Here is a 22,627-nt window from a genome sequence, read left to right on the forward strand (position 1 = left end):
CAATGCCCGTTGGACTCTCGGCTGTGGGGTGACGGCCAGGTCATCCGAAGTCAGCGACCTGCGAAGCTCGGGGCCAGGCGGCCCGGTTTCGTACCCTTGCACGCATGCGGACGCGCCCCACACTTCACTGGACCCCTCCCCCGGACCTGCCGCCGGGCACGGTCGACCTCCAGCCGGTGGTCGATGCGCTGAGCGCCGGCAGGGTGCTGGTGCTCAGCGGGGCGGGCATGTCCACGGAGTCGGGCATCCCCGCCTACCGGGGCGAAGGCGGAAGTCTGAGTCGGCACACGCCGATGACGTACCAGGACTTCACCGCCTCCGCGCAGGCACAGCGAAGATACTGGGCACGAAGCCATCTCGGGTGGCGAACCTTCGGCCGCGCCCGTCCCAATGCGGGGCACGAGGCCGTCGCCGCGTTCGCTCGGCACGGTCTGCTCTCGGGAGTGATCACCCAGAACGTCGACGGTCTGCATCAGGCCGCCGGCACCGAGGGGGTCGTGGAACTGCATGGGAGCCTGGCACGAGTGCGGTGCCTGGCCTGCGACGCCCTCACCTCACGCCAGGACCTCGCCCTACGGCTGGAAGAAGCCAACGCGACCTTCGAGCCGGTGGCCGCGGGAATCAACCCCGACGGTGACGCCGACCTGTCCGACGAACAGGTCGCCGGCTTTCGTGTCCTGCCCTGTACGGACTGTGGCGGCATCCTCAAGCCCGATGTGGTGTTCTTCGGCGAGACCGTGCCCGCGCAACGGATCGAGTACTGCCGCCAGTTGGTCCGTGAGGCGAACACACTGCTGGTTCTGGGCTCCTCGCTCACGGTGATGTCCGGACTCAGGTTCGTCCGCCAAGCCGCTCAGGCGGGCAGCCGTGTCCTCATCATCAACCGGGATCCCACCCGCGGTGACCAGCTCGCCCATACCCGCGTCAGCCTCCCGCTGGGAACCGCCCTGCACTCTGTCGCGGATGTTCTGAACATTCCCGTCGACGGGGCATAGCCAGGCCTCGGGGTGGTTTTCCCGGTCACCGGGTTCCAGCGGCAGGACTCGGGGCGGCGCATCTCGTCACGATGGCCAAAACTTGACCTGTCTGTCATGACCACGGTCTGTGATGATCATTACTTGTCCGCGATCAAGGGGGTCGTGGTGAGGGAGGGATCAGCATGCGAGTTGCACGAATGGGCGTGGGGATGACAGTCGCCATCACTTCCGTTGTCGGGGTGAGCCTGGCTACTGCCGGCCCCGCCGCAGCGGCGGATGGCACCTGGCGTGCTTACGGCAACACAAATCCGATCACCTCCAGCACCAGCACGTGGCGTTGCGCCAGCTCCCGCGAGCTCACCGACGATGTGCACGCGCAGGTCTGTGCGATCAGGTCGTCAGGCGGAGACAGCGTGCAGGCGGCAGTGATCGTGCGCAACGACCGATCCAGCCTTTACAGCGCGTCCGCGTACATGGACCTGCGTACCTCCTCCACCGGCCTGGGCAATTGGTCGTGCGCGTCGTCGGGGGTCGGGGCGAACTCCTGGTCGGTGTGCTTCGGAAAAACCCTCACCCAGAGCAGCGCGGTGAACTCGTCAGGGGGCGCCCAGGGTGTATCCCTCCGCGTGTCACCGTATGTCTGAACCGGCACACATGGTGCCGAGGAACTGAGGGACGCGGCGAACTCGGAGGCCGTCGGGTCGCCCGACGGCCGCTTCGGCTGAGCGTCGACGAGACCGTCCAGCAGCCCGAGCTTTCACAGACGCACCTGCCCCTCCGGGACAGGGCCATCGTGCACTCCTCCGGTTGAACTGCCCATTCACCAGGGGAACTTGCGCGATGGCCTGCCCTGGTTCAGGGAGCCAACTGCGTCAGCGGATGCACGCCCCGGGCGGACGCACGCGTCCACGAACCTTGACCGGCTGCGCTGCTCGGCGGGGCACCCTCTAGCGTCCTCGGGTGAGCAGCTTTAACACGCACCGGAGACGGGTCTACGACGAGGGCCTGCCCACGCGCGTCCGGCATACGAACTGGGATCTGGAGAAGGATCCGAGCTCACTCGTACGAGCCGTCGAGGAGTTGCGCCACGCCCGACGGCTCTGGCTCGCTGACGAACGCGCCTATGCCGACAGCCGCCGGGCGGACAAGGCGCGTGGACTTCGGGAGGTCAAACGAGACGAGTCCTGGCGAGGCCGGCAGCGCGGGTGGGGGAACATCGCCTACTGTCCCGAGCCGACGCTTCATCCCGACGAGCCGCTGCCGACGGTGGTCGAACGCGCGCTCCGCTCCTCAGTGCCGCCGGATGAAGCTCCTGCGCTGACATGCCACATATGCCAAAACCGGGACAACACCAGCGCCTGGCACGACGGCGCCTACTGAATCCATCAACGGTACAGGGAATGCGGGGTCAGTCTCGCGATGCACCGGGCCGACGGGCTCGACCGTGATGGGCGGCAGCGGCAACTTCGCTGAGACCCCAGCCCCTTTTGTGTAGAGCAGCACCAGGGAATGTGCGCGCGGCGATGGCTCTCGTGCGGCAGCGCTGGCCCCCGCCGCCCGGGTCCCGAGGGGCCCGAGCGGCGGAGTGCCGTTGGCGCCGGGTCAGGGTGTCAGCTGCCAGCGGGCGATGTATCCGACGTCGATGGACGCCCGGTCCTGTACGCGCAGCTTCCATGTGCCGTTGAGCGGTTGCGTGGAGGTGTCGACCGTGAAGGTCTGGTCGACGTTGTCGGCGGAGCCTCCGCTGCGGTTGAGCAGGGAGTAGACGGTGCCGTCGGGGCCGACGAGGTCGACGGTCAGGTCACCGCGGTAGGTGTGGACGATGTTGACGTAGACCTTGGTGGTCGCGGAGGCGTTGCCGTCGCGGCCTGTGATGGTCACCGGGGATTCCACGGCGGCCCCGTTGTCGGGGATGTCGACGCGGGAGGCGTTGGCGTAGACGTAGGCGATCTGCCAGTTGAAGGTGACCGAGGCGGTCGCTCCCGTGCTGTCGGTCACCTTGATCGTGACGTCGCCGGTGCCGAGCGTGGTCGGGGTGCCGCTGATCAGACCGTTCGGGCTGATGGTCAGACCGTCCGGCAGACCGGTGGCCTCGTAGGTCAGCGAGGCTGCGTTGTTGGTGGTGTAGGCGTCCAACTGCAGGCTGACGACCTGGTTGACGCCACTGATCTGGTCGGCCACCGGCGCGACGTTGACGCCGAGGGCGATGCGGTTGCCGACGTTGATCGCGGCCCAGGCGTCGGCGACGGCGAGGTAGGTGGGGCTGTAGGTGCCGAACAGGTCGCCGGCGGCCGCCAGGGTGGCGGTGCGGGCGCCGGCGTAGTTCGTTGTGGAGGTCATGTACGTCGTCAGCGCCCGGTACCAGATCGCGGCCGCGTTCTCGATGCCGATGCCGCTGACGGCCTGGCCGTCGTAGGTCGGGCTGTCGTACGGGACACCGTTGACGGTCTTGGCGCCGCTGCCCTCGGAGAGCAGGTAGAAGAAGTGGTTCGCCGGGCCGGAGGAGTAGTGGACGTCGACGCTGCCCAGGGTGGAGCTCCAACTGTCGCGGGAAGAGCCGTCCTTGGAGGGTTTGTCCATGTAACGCAGGGGGGTGCCGTCGCCGTTGATGTCGATCTTCTCGCCGACGAGGTAGTCACCGGGGTCGGCTGCGAGGTTGGCGTGGAACTCGACGGCCGCCGCGAAGATGTCGGAGGTCGCCTCGTTCAGGCCGCCGGACTCGCCCGAGTAGACCAGGCCCGCGGTGGCGGCGGTGACACCGTGGCTCATCTCGTGGGCGGCGACGTCGAGCGCCGTCAGCGGGTGGGTGTTGCCCGACCCGTCGCCGTACGTCATGCAGAAGCAGGAGTCCTGCCAGAAGGCGTTGACGTAGTTGCTGCCGTAGTGGGCGCGGCTGTAGGCGGCGACCCCGTCGTTGCGGATGCCGTTGCGGCCGTAGGTCTCCTTGTAGAAGTCCCAGGTGGCCGCGGCGCCGAAGGCCACGTCGACACCTGCGGTCTGGCGGTTGGACGGCAGGCCGTCGCCCCAGACATCGTTGTCGTCCGTGAACAGGGTGCCGGTGCCCGAGGTGCCCTGGCCCAGGTCGTAGGTCCGGTGCCCGGCGCGGTCGGGGTCTGCGAGCTGGTACGTCGATCCGGACGGGGTGGTGCCGAGCGGGACCGTGCCCACGTACTGGCCGGTGCCGGTGCCGGTGTGCACCTTCTCGGCAGCCAGGAGTTCCTTGCCGGTGGCAGCGTCGGTGACGACCTGGAGCTCGCTGGGGGTGCCGTCCTTCTGGACGCCTTCGACGACGGTTTCCCAGGCCAGGACGGGCTTGCCGGTTCCGGCCCAGACGATCAGACGGGAGGCGTCGGCCACCTTGGCGCCCCTGACCTGATCCTGTTTCGAGGCGGTGAGGGCCTTGGCGGTGGCGCCTGCGGTCGTGACCTTGGGGCTGAGGGAGGGCACCGACAGCTTCGCCGAGTTGGCCTTGGTGACGGTCGTACGGCCGCTGTCGTCGTGCACGACCAAGTCACCGCCCAGGACGGGCAACCCGGCGTAGGTGCGCTCGTAACGGGTGTGTGTGGTGCCGTCGGCGTCCCTGATGACGTCCTTGACGACGAGCCTCTCCTTGGCGCCGAGGCCGATGCGCTGTGCGGTACCGGCCGCCTCGGACTGGGCGCTCCTGATCAGGGCGGTGCGGCGGGCGGGGGACAGCGGGGTCTGGGCGGCGTCGGCCCGAGGCGTGGCGGTGATCTTCGCGCGCGCCGGGTGCGCTGGTGCCGCGGTGGCGGAGTCCGGGAGGGCCAGGGCGAGCAGGGAGCCCACGGCCGCCAGAGCGAGGGCGGTGAGGCGTCTGGGGCGCACGAGGGCGTTCTGTCGCAGGGACAAGGGGGGGTTCTCCTTCGGTACGACGGCCGACCCGTGGTGGGGGCCGTGGACGAGACGGATCGGCGGGGTGGGCCGGTCCGGAGCGCTGCACGGCATGCGGGTGGAAGGAGGTGGGGGGTGGAGGAGACGCGCCTATCCGCGTGATGAACCTGTAAGGGAGCTGTGAATTCCCGGAGCAGAGTGACACCGCGGATGCGTTCTTGTCATGCAAGCCTCAAGTCAACGGCTTGAATTGATCACGCAGGTCAGGCAAATCGGTACACCCGGCGCCGGTTTTCGGCCTCCCGCGATCACTGTGCGGCCCACCACGCGCCCTCTCGTACCGGACGGGCGGACGGATCGTGACACGCTGCGGCATCAGCGGTGAGCAGAGGCCGCACCAGTTCAGGCGGTCGCCGCCGCGGCGCGAGTCTGCGGTCGGTCCAGCTCCTGGCACGTCCCTGCGCTCGACCCTGGGCGTAGATGATCAATTCCAAGGGATGCCTGCCGCGGGTGTGGGGTGGGCGGCGGCCGAAGCCACCGCGCGACGGTCAGGCGGCGGGCTGCCGGCCGTGGTTGTCGAGTGGCAGCGGGCGGTCAGGCGTCAGGGTCGACTTCGGGGTGCGTGAACCGCACGGGCTTGCCCAGCGACCGGGCGTAGACGATTTCGGCTCGGGTGCTGTCTCCGATGTAGTCCCCGACTACGAGCACCTCATCAGCGAGCCGGATCTTCGCCCGGTGCAGATCGTCGAGTCGAACCTTCAGCGCCTCGGCCTCGACAGGATCGGACCAAAGTTCGTGCGGCGACTTCATGTCACAGCCCGGTTTGACGACGATTCTTCCGGCTTTGGTCTCCCGCAGATCGGCCTCGGTTATCTCGGTCATGAAGCGGGTGGAGCCGCAGATCACGACGATACCCGGGAGGCTCAGCTGCTTCTTCACGTCGGCGAGCCTCTCCGCGGGGGTGAGCGGCTGCGGGTATGACACTGGTTCCTCCTGGTGGTGTGGTCCAAGGGGTGCCGGCACACTATGCGACGACCGACGACATGCTCTCAGGGGGTCAGGTCAGCACCTCTGGGTCTCGGTGACTTCCTTGAGCATCGCCCCGGATTGCGTGGGGTGTTGGCGGGCACAGGCGACACCGCGGGGAACGATGTGCCGACATCCAAATCGACAGCAAGGCGACAGCGCGCTTTTACTCACCCCTGGACTTGAACAGGTCAAGATCTCGACACGGTCTGAATCACAGGCGATCGGCGCCTGTGCCCCATGGACAGATCTACGAAATGTGCCTGCGAAGGGAACGTCAGCATGACCAGCGAATCACTTCAGCCCGCCGGGACACCTGCCCGTCGTACCATCGTGGCGGCGGTCGGAGCAGCGGGGCTCGCCGTCGCGCTGACCGCGTGCGGATCGGACGACGGGTCCTCCGACTCCACCTCCTCGAACACACAGGCTGGCGCCAATGCAGGCGGCGGCGATGCGAGCAGCAGCGCCTCGTCCGGCTCCGGCGGCACGGCCTTCGCCAAGACCTCCGACATACCGGAGGGCGGCGGCAAGATTTTCAAGGACCAGGGCGTGGTGGTCACCCAGCCGACGGCGGGCACCTACAAGGCGTTCTCGTCCAAGTGCACACATCAGGGCTGTGCGGTGGCCAGCATCGCCGACGGCGTCATCGTCTGTCCGTGCCATAAGAGCGAGTTCTCGGTGGCGGACGGGAGCGTGAAGAAGGGTCCCGCGACCCAGGCGCTGCCCGCGGAGCAGATCACCGTGAGCGGGGACTCGATCGCCCTGGCGTGACGCCCGTACGCCGGGGCCGCTTGAAGCAGTCCAGCACCTCGTCCGTGGTCGCGACCGTGCGACCGGCGGGAGTGTGGGGCGGATCATCGTGGGGGTGCAGTCGGAGGGCACCCCCACGATGGCCTCGCTCGGGGCGACGGCTGTAGCCGCCGCGGTTCACGGCGTCAGAGAATGGCGTCCAGCGCTGCGGCTGCGCGGGCCCGGCCGGGGCCACTGTGACTTTTCCGTCCAGCCGGGTGTGGCGACTTCCGGCTCAGCCGTCCGGCCGCAAGGGTGCCAAGTGACCAGTTCCGGTGGTCCTCGTCCTGCGGTTACCCCCTCGCGGTGATCGGGGCCAGCGGCTTCGCCACCCTGGGCGCATCACCCGACCGCAAGGACTGACCCGGTCACGGAGCTCCGGGCCCACCTGCCTGCGCCCCCGGCCGCCGACATCGGCCAGGGGCGCAGACGTCCGTGGGTCAGCGCGCAGTCAGTTTCCAGAGGTGGTCGGCGGTGCCGTTGTCGGTCCACTGGAGGACCTGGGCGCCCGAGGACGTGTTCATGTCCTGCACGCCGAGGAGCAGGCCGCTGTTGTAGTTGGCGATCTTGTAATAGCCGTCGCGGGCCGGGATGAGCTGCCAGAGGTGGTCTGCAGTGCCGTTGTCGCCCCAGATCAGGGCGGTGCCGCCGTCACCAGTGCCCGCGTTGGTGATGCCGAGCAGCAGGCCGCTCTTCTGGTTGACGATCTTGTAGAGGCCGGAGCCGGCGGCCACCAGGGTCCAGTTCTGGTCGGTGCCCGTGGTGGACGTGGCCTGGACGACCGAGGTGCCCTGGGCGGTGCCCGCGTTCAGGGTGTCCAGGGCGAGGCCGCTGTTCCTGTTGGTGATCTGGTAGCGCCCGGCGAGTGAGGAGTTGGTGCCGCTGGGGGTGACGACCACGTGGTAGCCGTCGGTGGCGTTCATCGTCACCGGTACGGTGATGGAGCCGCCGGACACCGTGTAGTCGGTGTCCGAGATGGTGATCGGGCCGGGGGACGCCGTGGTGCGGCCGGTGCCCGGGCTGTACTCCACCTTCACGTGGACCGTGCCGCCGAAGGCCGACAGTGACGACAGGCCGTTGACCGTCACCGCGCAGGAGCCGGTGCAGCCGCCGGCGACGACGCTGATCTGGTTGCCGGCGCTGTTGCGGGAGGCTATGCCGTCGATGCCGGTCTGTGCAGGTGGCGTGGTGACGAGCATGTTCCCTGACATGTCGCCGTACCACTTGTACGTCCAGTACGAGCCGTTCGGCGAGCCGCCGGTGTCGGTCAGGGTGTCGCCGAGGGTGCCGTAGTGGTTCCAGAAGGCGAGTTCGGCGTCCCGGACACCGGTCCGCTCGAACTTGGCGGCGTAGCCGATGAGGGCGCCGGAGTTGCCCATCTCGGCGGGCGTGCCGTACTCCTCGATGGAGATCGGCCGCGGGCTGATGCCGAGGCTCGACTCCAGGGACCGGTACGCGGAGACGTGCGCGGCGATGTCCTTGCTGCCGTTCAGCTCATGCCAGGCGATGACGTCGGGGACGGTGCCGCTCGCCTTGGCGTCGGTGAGGAACGAGCTCATCCAGGACTGGTTCCACGCCGAGTAACTCGGGCCCTGGATGGGGGTCGTGGCGTCCTTGGCGCGAACCTCCTTGAACGTGCGCGCCCAACCGGCGTTGAACGCGCCCGCGTTGGTGGTGTCCCAGGTCCAGTCGGGCTCGTTCCAGAGCTCGTAGGCGCTGATGTTGGTGGCGCCGGAGGACTGTACCGAGGCGACCTGCTTGTCGACGGCGGACAGCCAGTCGGCCCAACTCACCCACTTGTAGGGGAAGTTCGGATACCAGTCCGGCATGCGGACGACCACCTTGGCGCCGGCGCGGGCCGCCTTGGGCGCTACGACGAGCGCGTCGCCGGCGGGCCTCGGCTCGCCGTTGGGCAGCTGGCTGCCGCCCGGGGCCATCTGCACGAAGGTGTTCGGCTTGAGCGCCTGGACCACGCTGTCGGCGGGGGTGGCCCCGTCGGCGAGGCCGTAGAGGCTGCCGGTCGCGACGTGGGTGACCGGGCGCAGGGTCTGGTTGGCGTTGACGACCAGGGTGGTGGCGGAGGTGGGGACCGCCTCGGCGGACGGCACGGTGAGGGCGAGTGCCGTGACGGTCAGTGCGGCGGCGCCGAGGGCGGAGGTCAGACGACCGGGCGTGGGGGGTCTTGTGCGGCTCATGACAGGGGTTCTCCTCAACGGAGGGGGATGGGGGTTGGAGGTCGTGCGCGGCTCAGTCCTTCACCGCGCCCGCGGTCACACCCGCGGCCACGTAGCGCTGCGCGAGGACCAGCAGGACCGTGGCGGGGATGGACGCGACGACGGCGGTGGCCATGATCGCGTTCCACTCCTGGTTGTTGTTGCCGATGTACTTGTAGATGCCGAGGGTGATCGGCCTCCAGTCGCCGCCGCCGTCCAGGGTGTTGGCGAAGACGAAGTCGGACCAGGCCCACAGGAAGCTGAAGAGCGAGACGGTGACGACGGCGTTGCGGCTCACCGGCAGGACGACCGACCAGAAGGTGCGGAAGGTCCCGGCGCCGTCGATGCGGGACGCGGCGATGAGCTCGCCGGGGATGCCCGACATGAACGCGGTGAAGATCATGACGCCGAACGGCACGGCGATGGTGGAGTCCGCGACGATCAGGCCCCACCAGGAGTTGAGCAGCCCGAGATCGAGGAAGATGCCGTAGAAGCCCATCGCCATGACGATGCCGGGGATCATCTGGGCGACCAGCAGCACCAGGCCGAGGGCGCCGCCGCCGAACGGGCGGAGTTTCGCCAGCGCGTAGCCGGCCGGGGCGGCCAGGACGAGGGTGAGGGCGACGGTGCCGAGGCCGATGAGCAGGCTGGTGCCGAGGTAGGGCATCTGATCGTCGACGACGGCCCGGTAGCCCTCGAAGGTGGGGTGCAGCGGGAACAGGTCGGGCGGGGTTTTGCGCATGTCCTGCTGCGGGGTGAGGGACACGTTGAGCATCCAGTACACCGGGAACAGCATCAGGGCCGTCAGCAGGAGCCCGATCAGGGTGTAACGGCGGGAACCGGTACGTGACTTCACGTCTCCTGCCTCCTCTGGCCGGACTGGACGCGGATGTACAGCAGGCCGAACACGAGGGCGATGAGGATGAGGATGTTGCCGACCGCCGCCCCCGGTCCGAACTTGGGCAGCAAGGAGCCGAAGCCCAGTTGGTACGACCAGGTCGCCAGGGTGGAGGAGGCGTCGCCGGGCCCGCCCTTGGTCATGATCCAGATCAGGTCGAACACCTTGAGGGTGTAGACGAGTCCGAGGAGCAGGGTGATCGCCGACACCGGCCGCAGCAGCGGGAAGGTGATGCGGCGGAACTGCTGCCAGGCACTCGCCCCGTCGAGGGACGCGGCCTCGTACAGCTCGCCGGGGATGTTCTGCAGCCCGCTGTAGAGGATGACCAGGTTGAACGGGATGCCGATCCAGATGTTGGCGATGATCACCGAAGTGAGCGCCCAGTCCGGCGAGGTGAGCCAACCCACCGGGTCCACGCCGAAGAAGTGGAGGAAGTAGTTCACCACGCCCGACTCGCTGTTGAGCATCCACGACCACGAAGATGCCGACACGATCAGCGGCAGCAGCCACGGGATGAGGAACAGGGCGCGGAGGGTCGGGGCCAGGCGGAAGTGCCGATTGAAGAAGACCGCGAGGGCGAGACCGATGGCGTACTGGAAGGCGATCGACACGAAGGTGAAGATCATGGTGTGGCGCATCGCCGGGCCGAACGTCGGGTCGTCCAGCACCTTCTGGAAGTTGTCCCAGCCGGAGAACGGCGCGTCCCCCGACACGAACGACCGGACGGTGTAGTCGCGCAGGCTCAGGTCGAGGTTGCGGTAGAGGGGATAGACGTAGAACGCGGCGAGGTAGGCGAGCAGCGGGGTGACGAAGGCGAGGGCGGTCAGCCGGCTCCGGCGCCGCTGTCGGCGCCGGAGCGGCAGGGAGCCGGTGCCACCCGTACCGCTCGCCTTCGAGACGGTCCCGGCCCGCCGCGGGCGGTCGACTCGGGCGATGGTCATGGCGGAGGCCTAGCCCTTCTCGGCGCTCGACTGGGCCGTGTCCAGGGCGTCCTTGGGGCTCTTGCCGCCGGACAGGGCCGACTGGACGGCGGTCCACATCGGCTGGGAGATGGTCGGGTACTTGGAGCCCAGACCACCGCTGGTGCGGCCGCGGGCCGCGGCGACCGCGCTCACCCACGGTTCGAGCTTCGGGTTCGCCGCCACCTGCTTGGTCTGCACGGCGGCCGTCGGGGCGATGTACGTCAGGGTCGTGTCCGTGGCCAGCAGGTTCGTGTCGTTGGTCAGACACTCGACGATCTTCTTGCTGACGTCGTAGCGCGCGCTGTCCTTCTGCACGGGCACGGTGACGAACTCGCCGCCGGTCGGCACCGGCGCCGAACCGCCGTTCTGCGCGGGGATGTTGATGACGCCGTAGTCGAAGCCGGCCTTGTCGGCGTTGCCGAGTTGCCAGGTACCGTTCTCGCCGAAGGCGTAGTCGCCGGTGGCGAACTCCTGCCAGCTGGTGGTCTGCGTGTTCTGCAGGACGTCCTTGGGGGCCAGTCCGTCGTCAACCCATCCCTTCCACAGCGACAGCGCGGCAACTCCCTTGTCGGAGTTGAGCTTTGTCAGATCGCCGCCCGCGCCCCAGAACCAGGGCAGGAACTGGAAGCTGCCCTCCTCGGTGTTGATCGCGGAGAAGGTGATGCCCTTCTTGCCGGCCGCCTTGACCTTGTTCAGGGCCGCGGTGAGTGACGTCCAGTCCTTGATCGAGGCCGGGTCGACGCCCGCCGCCGTCAGGACCTTCTTGTTGTAGTAGAGGGCGAGCGTGTTGGCTCCGATCGGGACGCCGTAGGAGGCGTCGTCGATGGTGCCCGCGCCGATGATGTTCTTCTGGATCGACTTGGTGTCGAGGCCCAGGTCGCTCGTCTTGTTGAGGATTCCCGCCTCGACGAGCGTGGAGACGACCGGGTTGTCCACCAGCATCACGTCGGGCGCGTTGCCCTGCTGGGCCGCCAGCAGCGCCTTGTTGCCCAGGTCGGTGGTGTCGTACCCGGTGCGCTTGACGGTCACCCCGGCCTTCGTCCCACACTCGCTGACGAGCTTGCCCCACGGGGAGGAGGCGTCGAACTGCGGGTACGGGTCCCAGAAGGCGTACGTCCCTCCGGACGCGTCGGTGGAGCCCGACCCGTCGTCGGAGCCGCCTGAGCAGGCGGTGAGGGAGGCGAGGGTTCCGACGGCGGCGAGCGCGGCCAGGAGCGTGCGGCGGTTGGGTATCACGGGGTGACCTCGTTGTCGTGGAAGAGGGGAAGGCAAGGGGGCTTCAGGAGGTGGGCAGCCAGACGCGCATGCTGCCGTCCTCGCGGTTGGCCCAGGCGTAGTAGGGGACGGCGGTCAACTCGACGGGCTCGCCGTCCTGTTGCGGCGAATCGGGCGACTCGTCGACTGGGGCGTACGGCCACCAGCCCGCTTCCGGGAGGTGCCGCCGGCTGCCCGCCGCCACGACCGTGGTGACGCCGCCGAGCAGGTCCGGGCGGTGCTTCACGGCGAGTGGGCGGGTGGTGTCGACGACGATGTCGTCCAGGCCGCCGCCGGGGTGGTCGACCCCTTCCAGGCAGTAGACGAGGGGACCCCGTTCGATGGCCACGCAGCCGCGCACGGCGTCCACGCGGGGGTCTGCGGCGGTGAGGCGCGGCTCCAGGGAGAGTTCGAGGACGACCTGGTCCCCGGGCGACCAGGTCCGCTCCAGCCGCAGCCAGCCGTCGACCACGGGACCCTCGTACGTCTCCTGCCCGCACCGCACCCGGAACTCCCGGCACCACTGCGGGACACGCAGGGAGAGCGTCCAGGGCTCCGCCGGAGTCTCCTCGACGGTGAGGGCGATCGTGCCCTGCCAGGGGTAGTCGGTCTCGGACCTGATGACGGCCAGGTCGCTTGCGTAGCGCCCGGAGACGTACTGGTGGATCTGCAGGCCGTTGTCGTCACTGCTGGCCAGGTAGTGCTCCAGGCTCGCCAGGAGGCGCATGACGTTGGGCGGGCAGCAGGCGCAGCGGAACCAGCGGGTGCGGCGGGCCGACTGGTCGCCGCCGGGGTCGGTGTGGCCGTCGCGGACCTGGAGCGGGTTGACGTACAGCCAGCGCTCGCCGTCCAGCGACACCCCGGCCAGGAAGCCGTTGAACAGGGTGCGTTCGATCAGGTCGGAGTAGCGGGCCTCACCGGTGAGCAGGGCCATGCGCCAGCTCCACTGGATCGAGGCGATGGCGGCACAGGTCTCGCAGTAGGCGCGTTCGTTGGGCAGTTCGTACGGGTCGCCGAAGTCCTCCTCCTCGTGGTGGGCGCCGAGGCCGCCGGTGAGGTGGGTCTTGGTGGTGGTCATGGCGTGCCACAACCGCTCGGCGGCGGTGCGCAGTTCGGCGTCGCCGGTCTCGGTGGCCAGGTCGGCTGCGGCGGCCAGCAGATACAGCTGTCGTACGGCGTGGCCCTCGACGTTCGTCGCCTCGCGCAGCGGGACCCGGTCCTGGCAGTAGGCCTCGCCGCCGAGCAGCCCGTGGCCATAGCGGTCGACGAAGTAGGCGGCCAGGTCCAGGTAACGGCTCTCGCCGGTCTCCCGGTACAGCTCGATCAGGGCGGTCTCGACCTCGGGGTGGCCGTCGATGCCGTCGATGGGCTTGCCGCTGCCGGGCGGCCCGAAGACGGAGTCGACGTGGTCCGCGAACTTCCGTGCCACGTCGAGGAGTTCGCCGCTGCCGGTGGCCCGGTGGTGGGCCACGGCCGCCTGGATGAGGTGGCCCGCGCAGTACAGCTCATGGCCCCAGCGCAGGTCCTTGTAGCGCTCGCCGCCCTTGACCAGCTGGAACCAGGTGTTGAGGTAGCCGTCGGGCTGCTGGGCGCCGGCGACCAGGGCGACGATCCGGCCGACCTCGGCGGCGAGGTCTGCGTCCGGGGCCAGGTCTCCGCCCGGGGCCTGGTCTCCGTCCGGGGCCTGGTCTCCGTCCGGGGCCTGGGCGAGCTGCCAGGCGGCCGCCTCCAGCCACTTGTAGACGTCCGTGTCCACGAAGGGATAGGCGCCCTGGAACTCACCCGCGGCCGTACCGGCCGCCAGCCTCAGGTTGTGCAGGTTTCCGGCGGCCTCCAGCAGTGCTGGTCCCTGCGGGATGGAGACATGCGCGTTGCTCGCACGGCGGGCCTGCCAGAACCCCGTATCGATGCCGACAGCGGCCGGGCGCAGTGCGGCCCGGCTGTCCGGGCCGAGTCGGACCGGTCCCGTCGCGGGCAGGGCGGAGCGTGTGCGGGGCATGGCTCTCCGGTGGTGAGGGGTGGGACGAGACCGGCGTACGGCCGTGACGGACGGCCTTCGCCAAGCCCGCTCCCCGTGCACGAGGAGCGTCGAAGGCGGGTGACCGACTATCTGGAACCCGGTTTGAGCAATCGTTTTCTCGCCGAGAATGTAGAGGGCAGACCACCTGACAGGTCAAGAGCTACGCCAGGACTTTTCTCACCTTTTCCCCGGACTGGCGCAACGCTCCCCCACCTGTCACGATGTCGGGCGTCTGACTCGTCCAGGAAAAGGTTTGCCCGTGACTCCTGCTGCTCCAGACTCTCCTCCGGCCGGGCGGGCCCGGCTCGCCGACGTCGCCGCCCTCGCCGGCGTCAGCGTCGGAACGGCGTCCAAGGCGCTCAACGGTGCCGGACGCATGCGGCCCGAGACCCGGCAACGAGTGCTGGACGCGGTCGCGCAGCTCGGATTCAGTCCCAACCAGCACGCCCAGAGCCTGCACACCGGCCGCAGCTGGACGGTCGGCCTCATGACCACGGACGGCATCGGCCGCTTCAGCACCCCGGTGCTGCTGGGCGCCGAGGACGCGCTCGGGGCGGGGAAGATCTCCGTCCTGCTGTGCGACACCCGGGGCGACGCCATCCGGGAGCAGCACCATCTGCAGAACCTCATGGACCGCCGGGTGGACGGAATTATCGTCACCGGCCGCCGCACCGATCCCCGGCCGCCGCTGCCCGGCGTGGAGGGCATCCCGGTCGTCTACGCCCTGTCCCCCTCCACCAACCCGACCGACACCTCCGTCGTCACCGACGACCGCGGCGGCGCACGCCTGGCGGTCGAGCATCTCGTGGCCACCGGACGTACCCGGATCGCTCACGTCACCGGCCCGCAGCACCACGCCGCCGCCCGCGAACGGGCCCGGCACACGGTGGAACAGCTGCAGGCCGCCGCGCTGGAACCGTCCACCGGGCGAATCCATCACGGCGAGTGGAGCGAGGCGTGGGGCCGCCGGGCCACCGAGGCGGTGCTGCGCACAGCGCCGGACACGGACGCCTTCTTCTGCGGCAACGACCAGATCGCCCGGGGCGTGACGGACGCCCTGCGTGAGCGCGGGGTGACGGTGCCGGACGACATGGCCGTCGTCGGCTACGACAACTGGGACACCATGGCCCTGGCCAGCCGCCCGCCCCTCACCACCATCGACATGAACCTCTCCGAGATCGGCCGGATCGCGGCCCTGGAACTGTTGCGGGCCATCGACACCGAGCCCCGGCCGGGCGCGCACACCGTGCCGTGCCGGCTGGTCGTGCGGGAATCCAGCTGAGTGCGGGCGCCAGCCCATGCGAAGGCCCGGTAACGCGTGCAGCCGGCCCGGGACCTACCCACCATCCCGTCGCGGGCGCCGCATGCACCACCAACCCGGCTGTCGCGGCCGCGAAAGCCGGGCGTACCGACGGGCCGTCAGTGCGGGGTCTCCATCGTCGGCTACGACGACGACACGCTGTGCCGGCTGAGTTCCTTCAACCTCACCACCGTCAACCTGGGCGCCAAGGAACAGGCTCGGCACGCGGTCACCGCCGCGGTCGAGCGCCTCGACCAGGACCGCACCGAAACCTGGGTTACTGACGGAACGGACATGGATGCTGATACGCAGGTTCAGCTCGGTCAGTGTTCCCAGACGTCGGGCCCGCCGCCACGCCATTCGACGAGCCCGGATCGGGCGACGTCCATCTCGTCCCAGTCCTGCAAGCCGGCTTCTTGAAGGTATGCGGCGATGTCGAGGAGACCGTAGGCGATGCCGACGAAGTGGTCACCGATGCGGACGCGGCGGCCTCCGTCCTCGGTGGGCGGGTATACGACGACGGGCTGATCGGACGCCATGGGGCCAGCGTGCCGTCGGGGCGGGTGGGGCGCGCGGTGTGGTGCGCCAGTTGCGTGATGCTCCTGGGTCCGGAGCTCGGCTGCAGGCGGCCGGCTGAGAGCGATTCTCAGCACTTCGGCCCGGAGAAATTCGTCGTTGCGCAGGCTCGCTGGCGAACCGTGCCGGCGCCGGGCAACCGCGACTGGGGGACTTTGTCAGCCCCAAAGGTCAGGCGCTCCGACCGGCCTGTCCCAGGGGCGTGGCCGACCGCCACCGGGCGGGCATCGGTCGTGAGACTCGGCCACGGAATCTCAGATCCCACAAGCCCGCAATTTCGCCCGCTCATGTCCGCTGTCATGCAACTCGGTCGGCGTGTCATCGCATGCAGCCGAAGGTCTTCCGGGGCCTGAGCGTGCCAAGATGCCGAGGGGCACGACCGCGAGCACGTCGACGGGGCAGGAGCCAGAGCCATGATCAGCGGTGCGCATGTCATCCTCTACAGCCAGGACGCCGAGGCGGACCGCGCCTTTCTCCGTGACGTCCTCGGCTTTCCCGGGGTCGACGCGGGCGGCGGCTGGCTCATCTTCAAGCTGCCCCCGGCCGAGGTTGCCGTGCACCCGACCGACGGCCCGCCGCAGCACGAGTTCTTCCTGATGTGCGACGACCTTGATACCCAGCTCGACGAGTTCCGCGCACAGGGGGTCGAGATCACCCGGCCGGTCAGCGAGCAGCGCTGGGGCAAACTGACTGCGATCCGGCTCCCCAGCGGCGCCGAACTCCCGCTGTACGAACCGCTGCACCCCATCGCCCACAGCCTGTGACCCCACAACACCCGGCCCAGCCTGGCGAATCTCACAGTGGCCACAGCCCCGCGGCGACTTCGCCACCACAGTGCCGTCAGCAACACCCATCGCGTTCGCAGCGGTTCGAACCGCTGCGACCAGTGCGCGACGCCGGAGGAGCCCATCCCGCTGAACATGTTGACGATGACGGCGTCGGCGACTTGCGAAGCAGCGGAAGGAAGGCGGGGCCCGTCGAGCCCGACAGAGACGGCAGGGTCACGGACTTCTCCATCTTCCTCGCCGCTACCCTCGTCACACTTCGCATGCCGATCTGGCAGGCACACAGCGGCAATCGCTGGGATCGCCGACCCACCAGCCGTCGCCTCGAGTGATCCGTTTTCCCGTGGGTCCAAGGCGCCACAGGTCAAGGCACCAAAACCGACTCCGTCCATGGTGGGTTCTCACTCCTCGCTTCCTGCGGCGGCAACCGCTGCCTCACGCTGTGGCCCGGCGGCCAACTTCACATTTGACTCGGGTGCACCCGAGTCACCCCGCGCCACCCGCCCCCGATCATGATGACGGGCCGACACCCCAGGAACCTCCCCTTCACACCTGCGACACCCAGCCACCGTGACAGTCCGAGCCGCAGGGCCCCCGGACGGCTCCCCCGGTGAGCGCCGTGGGAAATGTCGATCTAGCCTCCGAAATGAGCGCTTGGTGATCTTTGACGGTGCGCTCTACTCAGCTCCAGGAGGAAATGAATGCGCAAGCTTCACAAGGCCGCTGTCGCGGTCGCCATCATCAGTGGCTTCAGCCTCATGGGCACCGGCCCTGCCACCGCCCAGGCTGCGGGAGGCTCGCATGGCGGCGGGTGCAAGTCCCACGACCTGAACATCGACATCCTCGGCGAAGTGAACCTCCTCGGCGGCTTCGCCGGGAACCTGTTCAACGGCGAGGGCAGCCCCGGTGCACAGAGCACCGACATTGGTTCCGACTGCGGTCACGGCTGGTAACCCCATCCCGTGACGCACTGAACCGGCTCCCGCCGCCCGGGCCGTAAACCCTGCAGCCGCCCGGCCGTCAGTGGCCGCTTGCGTTCATCTCGAGGTGAGGCCAGAGGCCCCGGATCACTATCGGTCCGGGGCCTTCTGCCCGGCGGCCCCGGCAGGCTTCGACCCGGGGAACCCGCTTCAAGAGGCGTCGTGTCCGACAGCGCCGCTGCCCTGCTGATCGCGTCCGGCGACAACCCCGAGCGCCTGGCGATGACATTCGGAAGCTGCGCATGGCAGCGACGGACGGCCTTGGTGGCGCCGGGCCGGCAGTCGGAGAGTGAAGCCGGCCGACAAGGACACGACTCTTTGAGCAATGCTGTTGTCCACTCACGCTTTCGCGCTCAGGTAAGCCCAGCGGCCCAAGAAGCTCCCTCCGAGTCAATCCCGTTGCACCGATCCCCGCCTCGGGGCAGTCCCGGAAGGCAAACAGCCAGCCGGGGCCATCCCTGCAGCGACTGACGCCACGCGTGATGCGCCTGTTCTCGACCACGACGCTGACCGCGGCGCGCCCGCTGTCGGATTCGATCCGGATCGCCGGGGAGCCGTTGAGCCACACCGCCGTGTCGCGGCGTAGTAATTGCTCGCGGTCTTCGTCGTTGTCTTGATGCGTTGTGGCGGATGCGGACGTGGCATGCCGCCCACTGGCTGCGGAACTGGGCACCGAGCCCGGACAGTTCGCCGATGAGCTCGCGCAGAGGCCGGTCTCGGGGCGCGGATGGGAACAAAACGTGTCTGGCGTGGCCACCGCGTCTGCCAGGCATCGCGTACGACGACTGGAAGCACGCGGGGGTCGGCATGGGTGTGGAGCGCTGGCTTGGTCTGGCGAAGGAAGGGCACGTTGGTGTGCCTGCGCCAGTGCGTGTCGGAGGACCGGTCCTGACTCCATGTGGCCCGGCGCCCGGGAGCGTGTCGAACTTCGCGGGTCGCCTCCTCCGGTGGGGCACCCAGCCCTCCACCCGAGGTCGGCGCGTAGGCTGGCCCCGCACTCGATGATCAAGGGCCAGGACACTCCTGCTGTCCGACGACCGGGAGAGCCGTGGCACAGGTTCGCAGGTGAAGGTGGCCCGCCGGATGACGAGCAAGGAGGCGGCGTCGGATGGGCGGAGATGCTCTGCGCTGGAGCGAATACCGCAACGTGCCGTGGAAGAACGGCGGCGGTATGACCCGAGAGGTCGCGTCGGGCACCGTGAAAGCGCCCACGGCCTCGGCGGAGATCACGGACGGCTTCGACTGGCGCGTCAGCGTCGCGGACGTGGACGCGGGAGGCCCCTTCTCCGCCTTTCCCGGGATCGACCGCGTGATCACCCTCGTCGAGGGCGAGGGCATGGTGCTGACTGTGGACGGGACACCGCATCCGGTCGGGCCGTTGAGTCCCTTCGCCTTCTCCGGCGACGCAGCGACGGACTGTCGGCTGGAGGCGGGCGCGGTCCGCAATGTGAATGTCATGACCCGCAGGAGCCGGGCGACGGCAACGGTGCGGATCGTCAGCGTCGCCGCCGCACGGGAGACAAAGATGGCGTGCGCCGCGGGCGAGACCCTACTCGTCATGGCGGTCACGGACGGGATCGCCGTCGGCGGGCGGGACGGTCGGGAGACCAGGCTCGGCCGTCTCGACTGCGTGCGTCACGAAGGGCCGACGGTGCTGACTCTACGGGGCGACGGCAGGGTGGCCGGGATGAGGATCACCGCGGCGGGTTGACGGCGTGTACACCGGCGTCCGCACAATCTTGCCGACCGAGTCCGACGGAGATCGCCGTACCCCAGGGTGCTGCGATGTGGAGAGCCCCGAACCCGCCCTCGCCGCCTCGGACTGCACTAGGTCGGTGGGGTCAGGCCCCGTGAGGGGGACGGTCGGCCCCACCATCTGTCCCGGCTCGGCCCTGTACCAGCAGGCGGCCCCGAGGCAGGCTGCGCACGGCCACTCCCCCACAGGCCCAGGCCCATGACCGTGACACTCCAGGTGGACCCATCGCCGCCAGGGCCCGCCTGATCGGCAAAGGCGTCGCGGTTCCGCGGGGGCCGGGTCACCGGCCCCCGCTCTGACCTTCTGCGGTGCCTGTGCTCAGCCTTCCGCGTGGGCCAGCCACAAGTCGGGGCCGAAGACCTCGTAACGGATGTGGCGGGCGGGGATGCCGGCCTGCAGCAGCTGGGCCCGCACGGTGCGCATGAAGGGCAGCGAGCCGCACAGGTAGACGTCGGCGTCGGCGGGCAGGTCCAGTCCGTCGAGGTCCATCAGACCGGTGCGGGCGCCCGGTTCGGCGGCGGCGTCCTGTTCGTACCAGAACTCGGCCCGGGCGCCGGGCAGTCGGCCGACGAGGCGGCAGGTGTCGGCGCGCAGGGCGTGGTCGGCCGGAGAGCGGTCGGCATGCAGCACGGTGACCGGGCGGGCGGCTCCGGTCGCCGCGAGGTGTTCGAGCATGCCGACCATCGGGGTGCAGCCGATGCCGGCCGAGACCAGCAGCAGCGGACTGTCGGCGTCGTCGAGGACGACGTCGCCGAACGGGGCGGACAGGGTGAGTTCGTCGCCGGCCCGGAAGGTGCGGTGCAGCTGGTTGGACACCTCGCCCTCGGGGGCGTCGGCGATGCTCGCGACCCGTTTGACGGTGATACGGCGCAGCCGGTCGCCGGGGGCGCCGGAGAGGCTGTACTGGCGCAACTGGTGTATACCGTCGGGCATCTTCACGCGGACGCTGACGTACTGGCCGGCCCTGCCGGAGGGGATCGGGCCGTCGTCCGCCGGGCGCAGCAGGAAGGACACCGCGTCGGGGGTCTCCTCCCGACGCTCGACGACCGTCCACTGCCGCCACGGATTGCGGGGATCGATCTGCGCCTCCTGGTACAGGCGGGCCTCCCGGGCGATGAGCGCGCCGGCCATCAGCCAGTACACCTCGTCCCAAGCGGCGGCGACCTCCGGCGTGACCGCCTCGCCGAGCACGTCGGCAATGGCCCCGAACAGGTACTTGTGGACGATCGTGTACTGGTCCTCGGTGACACCAAGCGCGGCGTGCTTGTGGGCGATCCGCGACAGCAGCGCGTCCGGGCGGGCGTCGGGGTCGGCGAGCAGCGCCTGTGCGAAGCCTGCGATGGACCCGGCCAGAGCGCGGCGCTGTTGTCCGCTGGCCTGGTTGCCGCGGTTGAACAGCCCGTCCAGCAGCTCTGGTTGCTCGGCGAACATCGTGTCGTAGAACCGCGCCGTGATCTCGTCCAGGGCTCCGCCGACGGCGGGCAGGGTGGCACGGACGACGGTGGCCGACTCGGGCGAAAGCATGGGTCTCCTCAGCAGATGCGGTGTACAAGGGGATTGGCGCTCACCATCGTGGCTTGATCCATGTACGGGCGCCGAGGGCCGAATGGCCTTCTCTTTGAGGCCGATCGGCTCGTGTGGATGCGCCCCCACCAACGGATCCGTCGGCGCCAAGAGTCCCCTCGGCCACCCCTGGGTCCGAAGCGGCCACGGAGTCGCGTCTGGTTTCCGTGCGGGTCACCAGTGACCGGAAGCGCCAAACACCTCAAGGACAACCGACAGGAACGTGGGACCAATTCGTCCCTCATCCCCGCCGGCTGTGCGTTGATACCGACGAAAGCGGTCTTGCGGTTACACGATGTCGAGAACGTCAGTGACCGGGCGGCGAGGGGTGGCCGGGCCCCGTGGGCCGTAGCCGAGACGCAGCACCATCTGCACCTGCCCCGTGCCCGATCCCGGGTCGCGGACCAGCAGGCGCAGCTCGGGGGTCTCCAGCGCGTGGGACGTGAGGGAGGTGGCCAGGTCGGCCAGGGTTGCCTCCAAAAGCACCCATTCCAGTGCCTGACCGGCGCGCAGCCAGTCGGCGGGCCCGTCGCCGGGAGTACTCAGCAGGGCCAGGTGCGGGGTGTACTCGAAGGTGGTGGTGCCGCGGTCGGCCACCGGCCGACGCCCGGCGAAGTCCCGTACCGGGGCCTTGCCGTCCCGCTTGCGCGGCCCGAAGGCGTACTCGGGAACACCGTCGACGGCGCTGTCCGCCTCCGGGCCGAGCCGGGTCCAGCGGACGAGGTCCTCGCGGGCACCGGAGTCCGTGACATCGCGGCTCTCCGCGTCGCGGACCAGGTCGAGCACCGTCTCGGCATGCCAGGGGCCGGGGAAGAGCAGGGCGGCCGACTCGCGTGCCGCCGCATCCTGCAGTGTGGTCCGGATGTCCTCGGGGATGTCCTTCTCCGCGAAGGGATGGCGGCTGGTGTGTCGCTGCCGGATCACCCCGTGCAGCCGGGCCAGCTCGTCGTCCGGCGCGCGCCCGGCCGCCTGCCCGGTCAGATGGACGGCGGCGAGCAGCAGCGGGTCCTGGGGCTCGGGCAGCAGCCGGACGTCCGGGGTGAGGCCCGCGTGGGCGGCGGACACGCGCAGGTTGAACAGCGCCGCCCCGCAGCCGATGTGCAGTGCCCGGTTGCCGTGATCGGAACGGGGCATGGCCCGCTCGAGGTCGGCGTACAGCAGCAGGAGCCGTTCAGCGGCCAGGAAGCGGAAACGCCACGGCTGAGCGTTGTGCATGGACGGCGCCGTGGTGGCCTCGGCGACCAGCGTGGTCACCGTCTTCTCATCGAGCTGTCGCAATGCCATGGCATCCTCCTCGCACGCGCTTGCCGGGACGCGGACCCCACTGATCAGGTACCCCACTGGCGGCTCGGCGGGCACGCCACACGGCTGTGGCGGTCAGCCCGCACCCGGCCGGCTGATCCCAGTGTCCGCCTCATGGGACCTGCCGGGTATGCGAAATCCCGTGACGGAGGCGTTCATCGGCCTACCAGAGCCCACCAGGCCGTCGTGTTGGAGCCTTTCGGCCCCAGCGTTGGGGGTGACGGGCGCCATGGCGCCGCTGCGAAGCCTCGGGGCGCGGGCAGGCCGACTCGCCCGGCACGAGCTGTTGCCCGCGAGTGCCCCGCTCTGCCCGGTCCGGGACCGACCGGGCGGACCGCAGCTGGGCCACTGGCAGTGGCGGGTTCCGGGGCGTG

At 69.4% G+C, this 22,627-nt stretch carries 18 protein-coding genes; 8 read left to right on the plus strand and 10 right to left on the minus strand.

Annotated elements, in window-relative coordinates:
- Positions 1-104 precede the first annotated feature (104 nt).
- The gene (locus AQJ46_RS00455; protein WP_059203645.1) at positions 105-995 is read left to right on the plus strand and encodes an NAD-dependent protein deacetylase; all 891 of its coding nucleotides are present in this window, start codon (positions 105-107) and stop codon (positions 993-995) included.
- Between the two features lie 942 nt (positions 996-1,937).
- Positions 1,938-2,357, plus strand: a complete 420-nt coding sequence (locus AQJ46_RS51525; protein ID WP_208616847.1) for a hypothetical protein — start codon at positions 1,938-1,940, stop codon at positions 2,355-2,357.
- Positions 2,358-2,579: 222 nt separating this feature from the next.
- Here AQJ46_RS51525 and AQJ46_RS00465 read toward each other — a convergent pair whose 3' ends face one another.
- Together AQJ46_RS00465 and AQJ46_RS00470 are read right to left on the minus strand one after the other, a co-directional pair.
- Positions 2,580-4,847 carry a M4 family metallopeptidase gene (locus AQJ46_RS00465; protein WP_059203647.1) on the minus strand — a complete coding sequence of 756 codons (2,268 nt, stop codon included), beginning with the start codon at positions 4,845-4,847 and terminating at the stop codon, positions 2,580-2,582.
- A 576-nt stretch (positions 4,848-5,423) separates the two neighbouring features.
- Positions 5,424-5,813, minus strand: a complete 390-nt coding sequence (locus tag AQJ46_RS00470) for a hypothetical protein (RefSeq protein WP_059203648.1) — start codon at positions 5,811-5,813, stop codon at positions 5,424-5,426.
- A 324-nt stretch (positions 5,814-6,137) separates the two neighbouring features.
- Between AQJ46_RS00470 and AQJ46_RS00475 the strand changes: the two genes are divergently transcribed.
- On the plus strand, positions 6,138-6,626 hold the full coding sequence (locus AQJ46_RS00475; RefSeq protein ID WP_059203649.1) for a Rieske (2Fe-2S) protein: 489 nt from the start codon (positions 6,138-6,140) through the stop codon (positions 6,624-6,626).
- Positions 6,627-7,084: 458 nt separating this feature from the next.
- Here the strand turns inward: AQJ46_RS00475 and AQJ46_RS00480 are convergent, their stop codons facing one another.
- Genes AQJ46_RS00480 through AQJ46_RS00500 form a run of 5 tightly spaced genes read right to left on the minus strand, consistent with a single transcriptional unit; the run spans position 7,085 to position 13,970 of the window.
- Positions 7,085-8,839: an RICIN domain-containing protein gene (locus AQJ46_RS00480; RefSeq protein ID WP_059203650.1), complete on the minus strand. Its 1,755-nt coding sequence runs from the start codon at positions 8,837-8,839 to the stop codon at positions 7,085-7,087.
- Between the two features lie 52 nt (positions 8,840-8,891).
- Positions 8,892-9,713 (minus strand): carbohydrate ABC transporter permease, encoded by an 822-nt coding sequence (locus AQJ46_RS00485; protein WP_059203651.1) that lies wholly within the window; start codon positions 9,711-9,713, stop codon positions 8,892-8,894.
- Complete coding sequence (locus AQJ46_RS00490) at positions 9,710-10,696, minus strand: carbohydrate ABC transporter permease (RefSeq protein WP_059203652.1); 987 nt, start codon at positions 10,694-10,696, stop codon at positions 9,710-9,712. The genes AQJ46_RS00485 and AQJ46_RS00490 overlap by 4 nt, the downstream gene beginning before the upstream one ends.
- Positions 10,697-10,705: 9 nt before the next feature.
- Entirely contained in the window at positions 10,706-11,953 is a 1,248-nt protein-coding gene (locus AQJ46_RS00495) for a sugar ABC transporter substrate-binding protein (RefSeq protein ID WP_059203653.1), read from the minus strand.
- 43 nt (positions 11,954-11,996) lie between these two features.
- Positions 11,997-13,970, minus strand: coding sequence for a glycoside hydrolase family 127 protein (locus tag AQJ46_RS00500; RefSeq protein WP_059203654.1), 1,974 nt, complete (start codon positions 13,968-13,970; stop codon positions 11,997-11,999).
- A gap of 280 nt (positions 13,971-14,250) precedes the next feature.
- On the opposite strand from AQJ46_RS00500, the gene AQJ46_RS00505 reads away from it, so the two are divergent.
- Both AQJ46_RS00505 and AQJ46_RS51530 read left to right on the plus strand, forming a co-directional pair.
- On the plus strand, positions 14,251-15,273 hold the full coding sequence (locus AQJ46_RS00505) for a LacI family DNA-binding transcriptional regulator (protein ID WP_079072049.1): 1,023 nt from the start codon (positions 14,251-14,253) through the stop codon (positions 15,271-15,273).
- Positions 15,274-15,309: 36 nt separating this feature from the next.
- A complete protein-coding gene (locus tag AQJ46_RS51530; RefSeq protein ID WP_079072050.1) occupies positions 15,310-15,711 on the plus strand; it encodes a substrate-binding domain-containing protein in 402 nt (133 codons plus the stop codon).
- Here AQJ46_RS51530 and AQJ46_RS00510 read toward each other — a convergent pair.
- Entirely contained in the window at positions 15,615-15,830 is a 216-nt protein-coding gene (locus tag AQJ46_RS00510) for a hypothetical protein (RefSeq protein ID WP_059203655.1), read from the minus strand. The two genes, AQJ46_RS51530 and AQJ46_RS00510, sit on opposite strands and share 97 nt — an antisense overlap.
- Before the next feature lie 450 nt (positions 15,831-16,280).
- Between AQJ46_RS00510 and AQJ46_RS00515 the strand changes: the two genes are divergently transcribed.
- The 3 genes from AQJ46_RS00515 to AQJ46_RS51535 all read left to right on the plus strand — a co-directional run bounded on the left by AQJ46_RS00515 (position 16,281) and on the right by AQJ46_RS51535 (position 19,343).
- Positions 16,281-16,631, plus strand: a complete 351-nt coding sequence (locus tag AQJ46_RS00515) for a VOC family protein (protein ID WP_059203656.1) — start codon at positions 16,281-16,283, stop codon at positions 16,629-16,631.
- A 722-nt stretch (positions 16,632-17,353) separates the two neighbouring features.
- On the plus strand, positions 17,354-17,605 hold the full coding sequence (locus tag AQJ46_RS00520; RefSeq protein WP_059203657.1) for a hypothetical protein: 252 nt from the start codon (positions 17,354-17,356) through the stop codon (positions 17,603-17,605).
- Positions 17,606-18,740: 1,135 nt separating this feature from the next.
- Positions 18,741-19,343 (plus strand): HutD/Ves family protein, encoded by a 603-nt coding sequence (locus tag AQJ46_RS51535; protein ID WP_079072051.1) that lies wholly within the window; start codon positions 18,741-18,743, stop codon positions 19,341-19,343.
- A gap of 363 nt (positions 19,344-19,706) precedes the next feature.
- Here AQJ46_RS51535 and AQJ46_RS00530 read toward each other — a convergent pair whose 3' ends face one another.
- Both AQJ46_RS00530 and AQJ46_RS00535 read right to left on the minus strand, forming a co-directional pair.
- The gene (locus AQJ46_RS00530) at positions 19,707-20,912 is read right to left on the minus strand and encodes a globin domain-containing protein (protein ID WP_059203658.1); all 1,206 of its coding nucleotides are present in this window, start codon (positions 20,910-20,912) and stop codon (positions 19,707-19,709) included.
- 327 nt (positions 20,913-21,239) lie between these two features.
- Positions 21,240-22,235, minus strand: a complete 996-nt coding sequence (locus tag AQJ46_RS00535; protein WP_059203659.1) for an Acg family FMN-binding oxidoreductase — start codon at positions 22,233-22,235, stop codon at positions 21,240-21,242.
- Between the last annotated feature and the right edge of the window lie 392 nt (positions 22,236-22,627).

The sequence above is a fragment of the Streptomyces canus genome (assembly GCF_001514145.1).
Classification (GTDB): domain Bacteria; phylum Actinomycetota; class Actinomycetes; order Streptomycetales; family Streptomycetaceae; genus Streptomyces; species Streptomyces canus.

Coding starts and splice junctions, on each gene's coding strand:
- AQJ46_RS00535 (WP_059203659.1), bottom strand. CDS start 22,235: ATGGCATTGCGACAGCTCGATGAGAAGACGGTGACCACGCTGGTCGCC.
- AQJ46_RS00500 (WP_059203654.1), bottom strand. CDS start 13,970: ATGCCCCGCACACGCTCCGCCCTGCCCGCGACGGGACCGGTCCGACTC.
- AQJ46_RS00520 (WP_059203657.1), top strand. CDS start 17,354: ATGCGCAAGCTTCACAAGGCCGCTGTCGCGGTCGCCATCATCAGTGGC.
- AQJ46_RS51535 (WP_079072051.1), top strand. CDS start 18,741: ATGGGCGGAGATGCTCTGCGCTGGAGCGAATACCGCAACGTGCCGTGG.
- AQJ46_RS00515 (WP_059203656.1), top strand. CDS start 16,281: ATGATCAGCGGTGCGCATGTCATCCTCTACAGCCAGGACGCCGAGGCG.
- AQJ46_RS00490 (WP_059203652.1), bottom strand. CDS start 10,696: ATGACCATCGCCCGAGTCGACCGCCCGCGGCGGGCCGGGACCGTCTCG.
- AQJ46_RS00510 (WP_059203655.1), bottom strand. CDS start 15,830: ATGGCGTCCGATCAGCCCGTCGTCGTATACCCGCCCACCGAGGACGGA.
- AQJ46_RS00480 (WP_059203650.1), bottom strand. CDS start 8,839: ATGAGCCGCACAAGACCCCCCACGCCCGGTCGTCTGACCTCCGCCCTC.
- AQJ46_RS00530 (WP_059203658.1), bottom strand. CDS start 20,912: ATGCTTTCGCCCGAGTCGGCCACCGTCGTCCGTGCCACCCTGCCCGCC.
- AQJ46_RS00455 (WP_059203645.1), top strand. CDS start 105: ATGCGGACGCGCCCCACACTTCACTGGACCCCTCCCCCGGACCTGCCG.
- AQJ46_RS00475 (WP_059203649.1), top strand. CDS start 6,138: ATGACCAGCGAATCACTTCAGCCCGCCGGGACACCTGCCCGTCGTACC.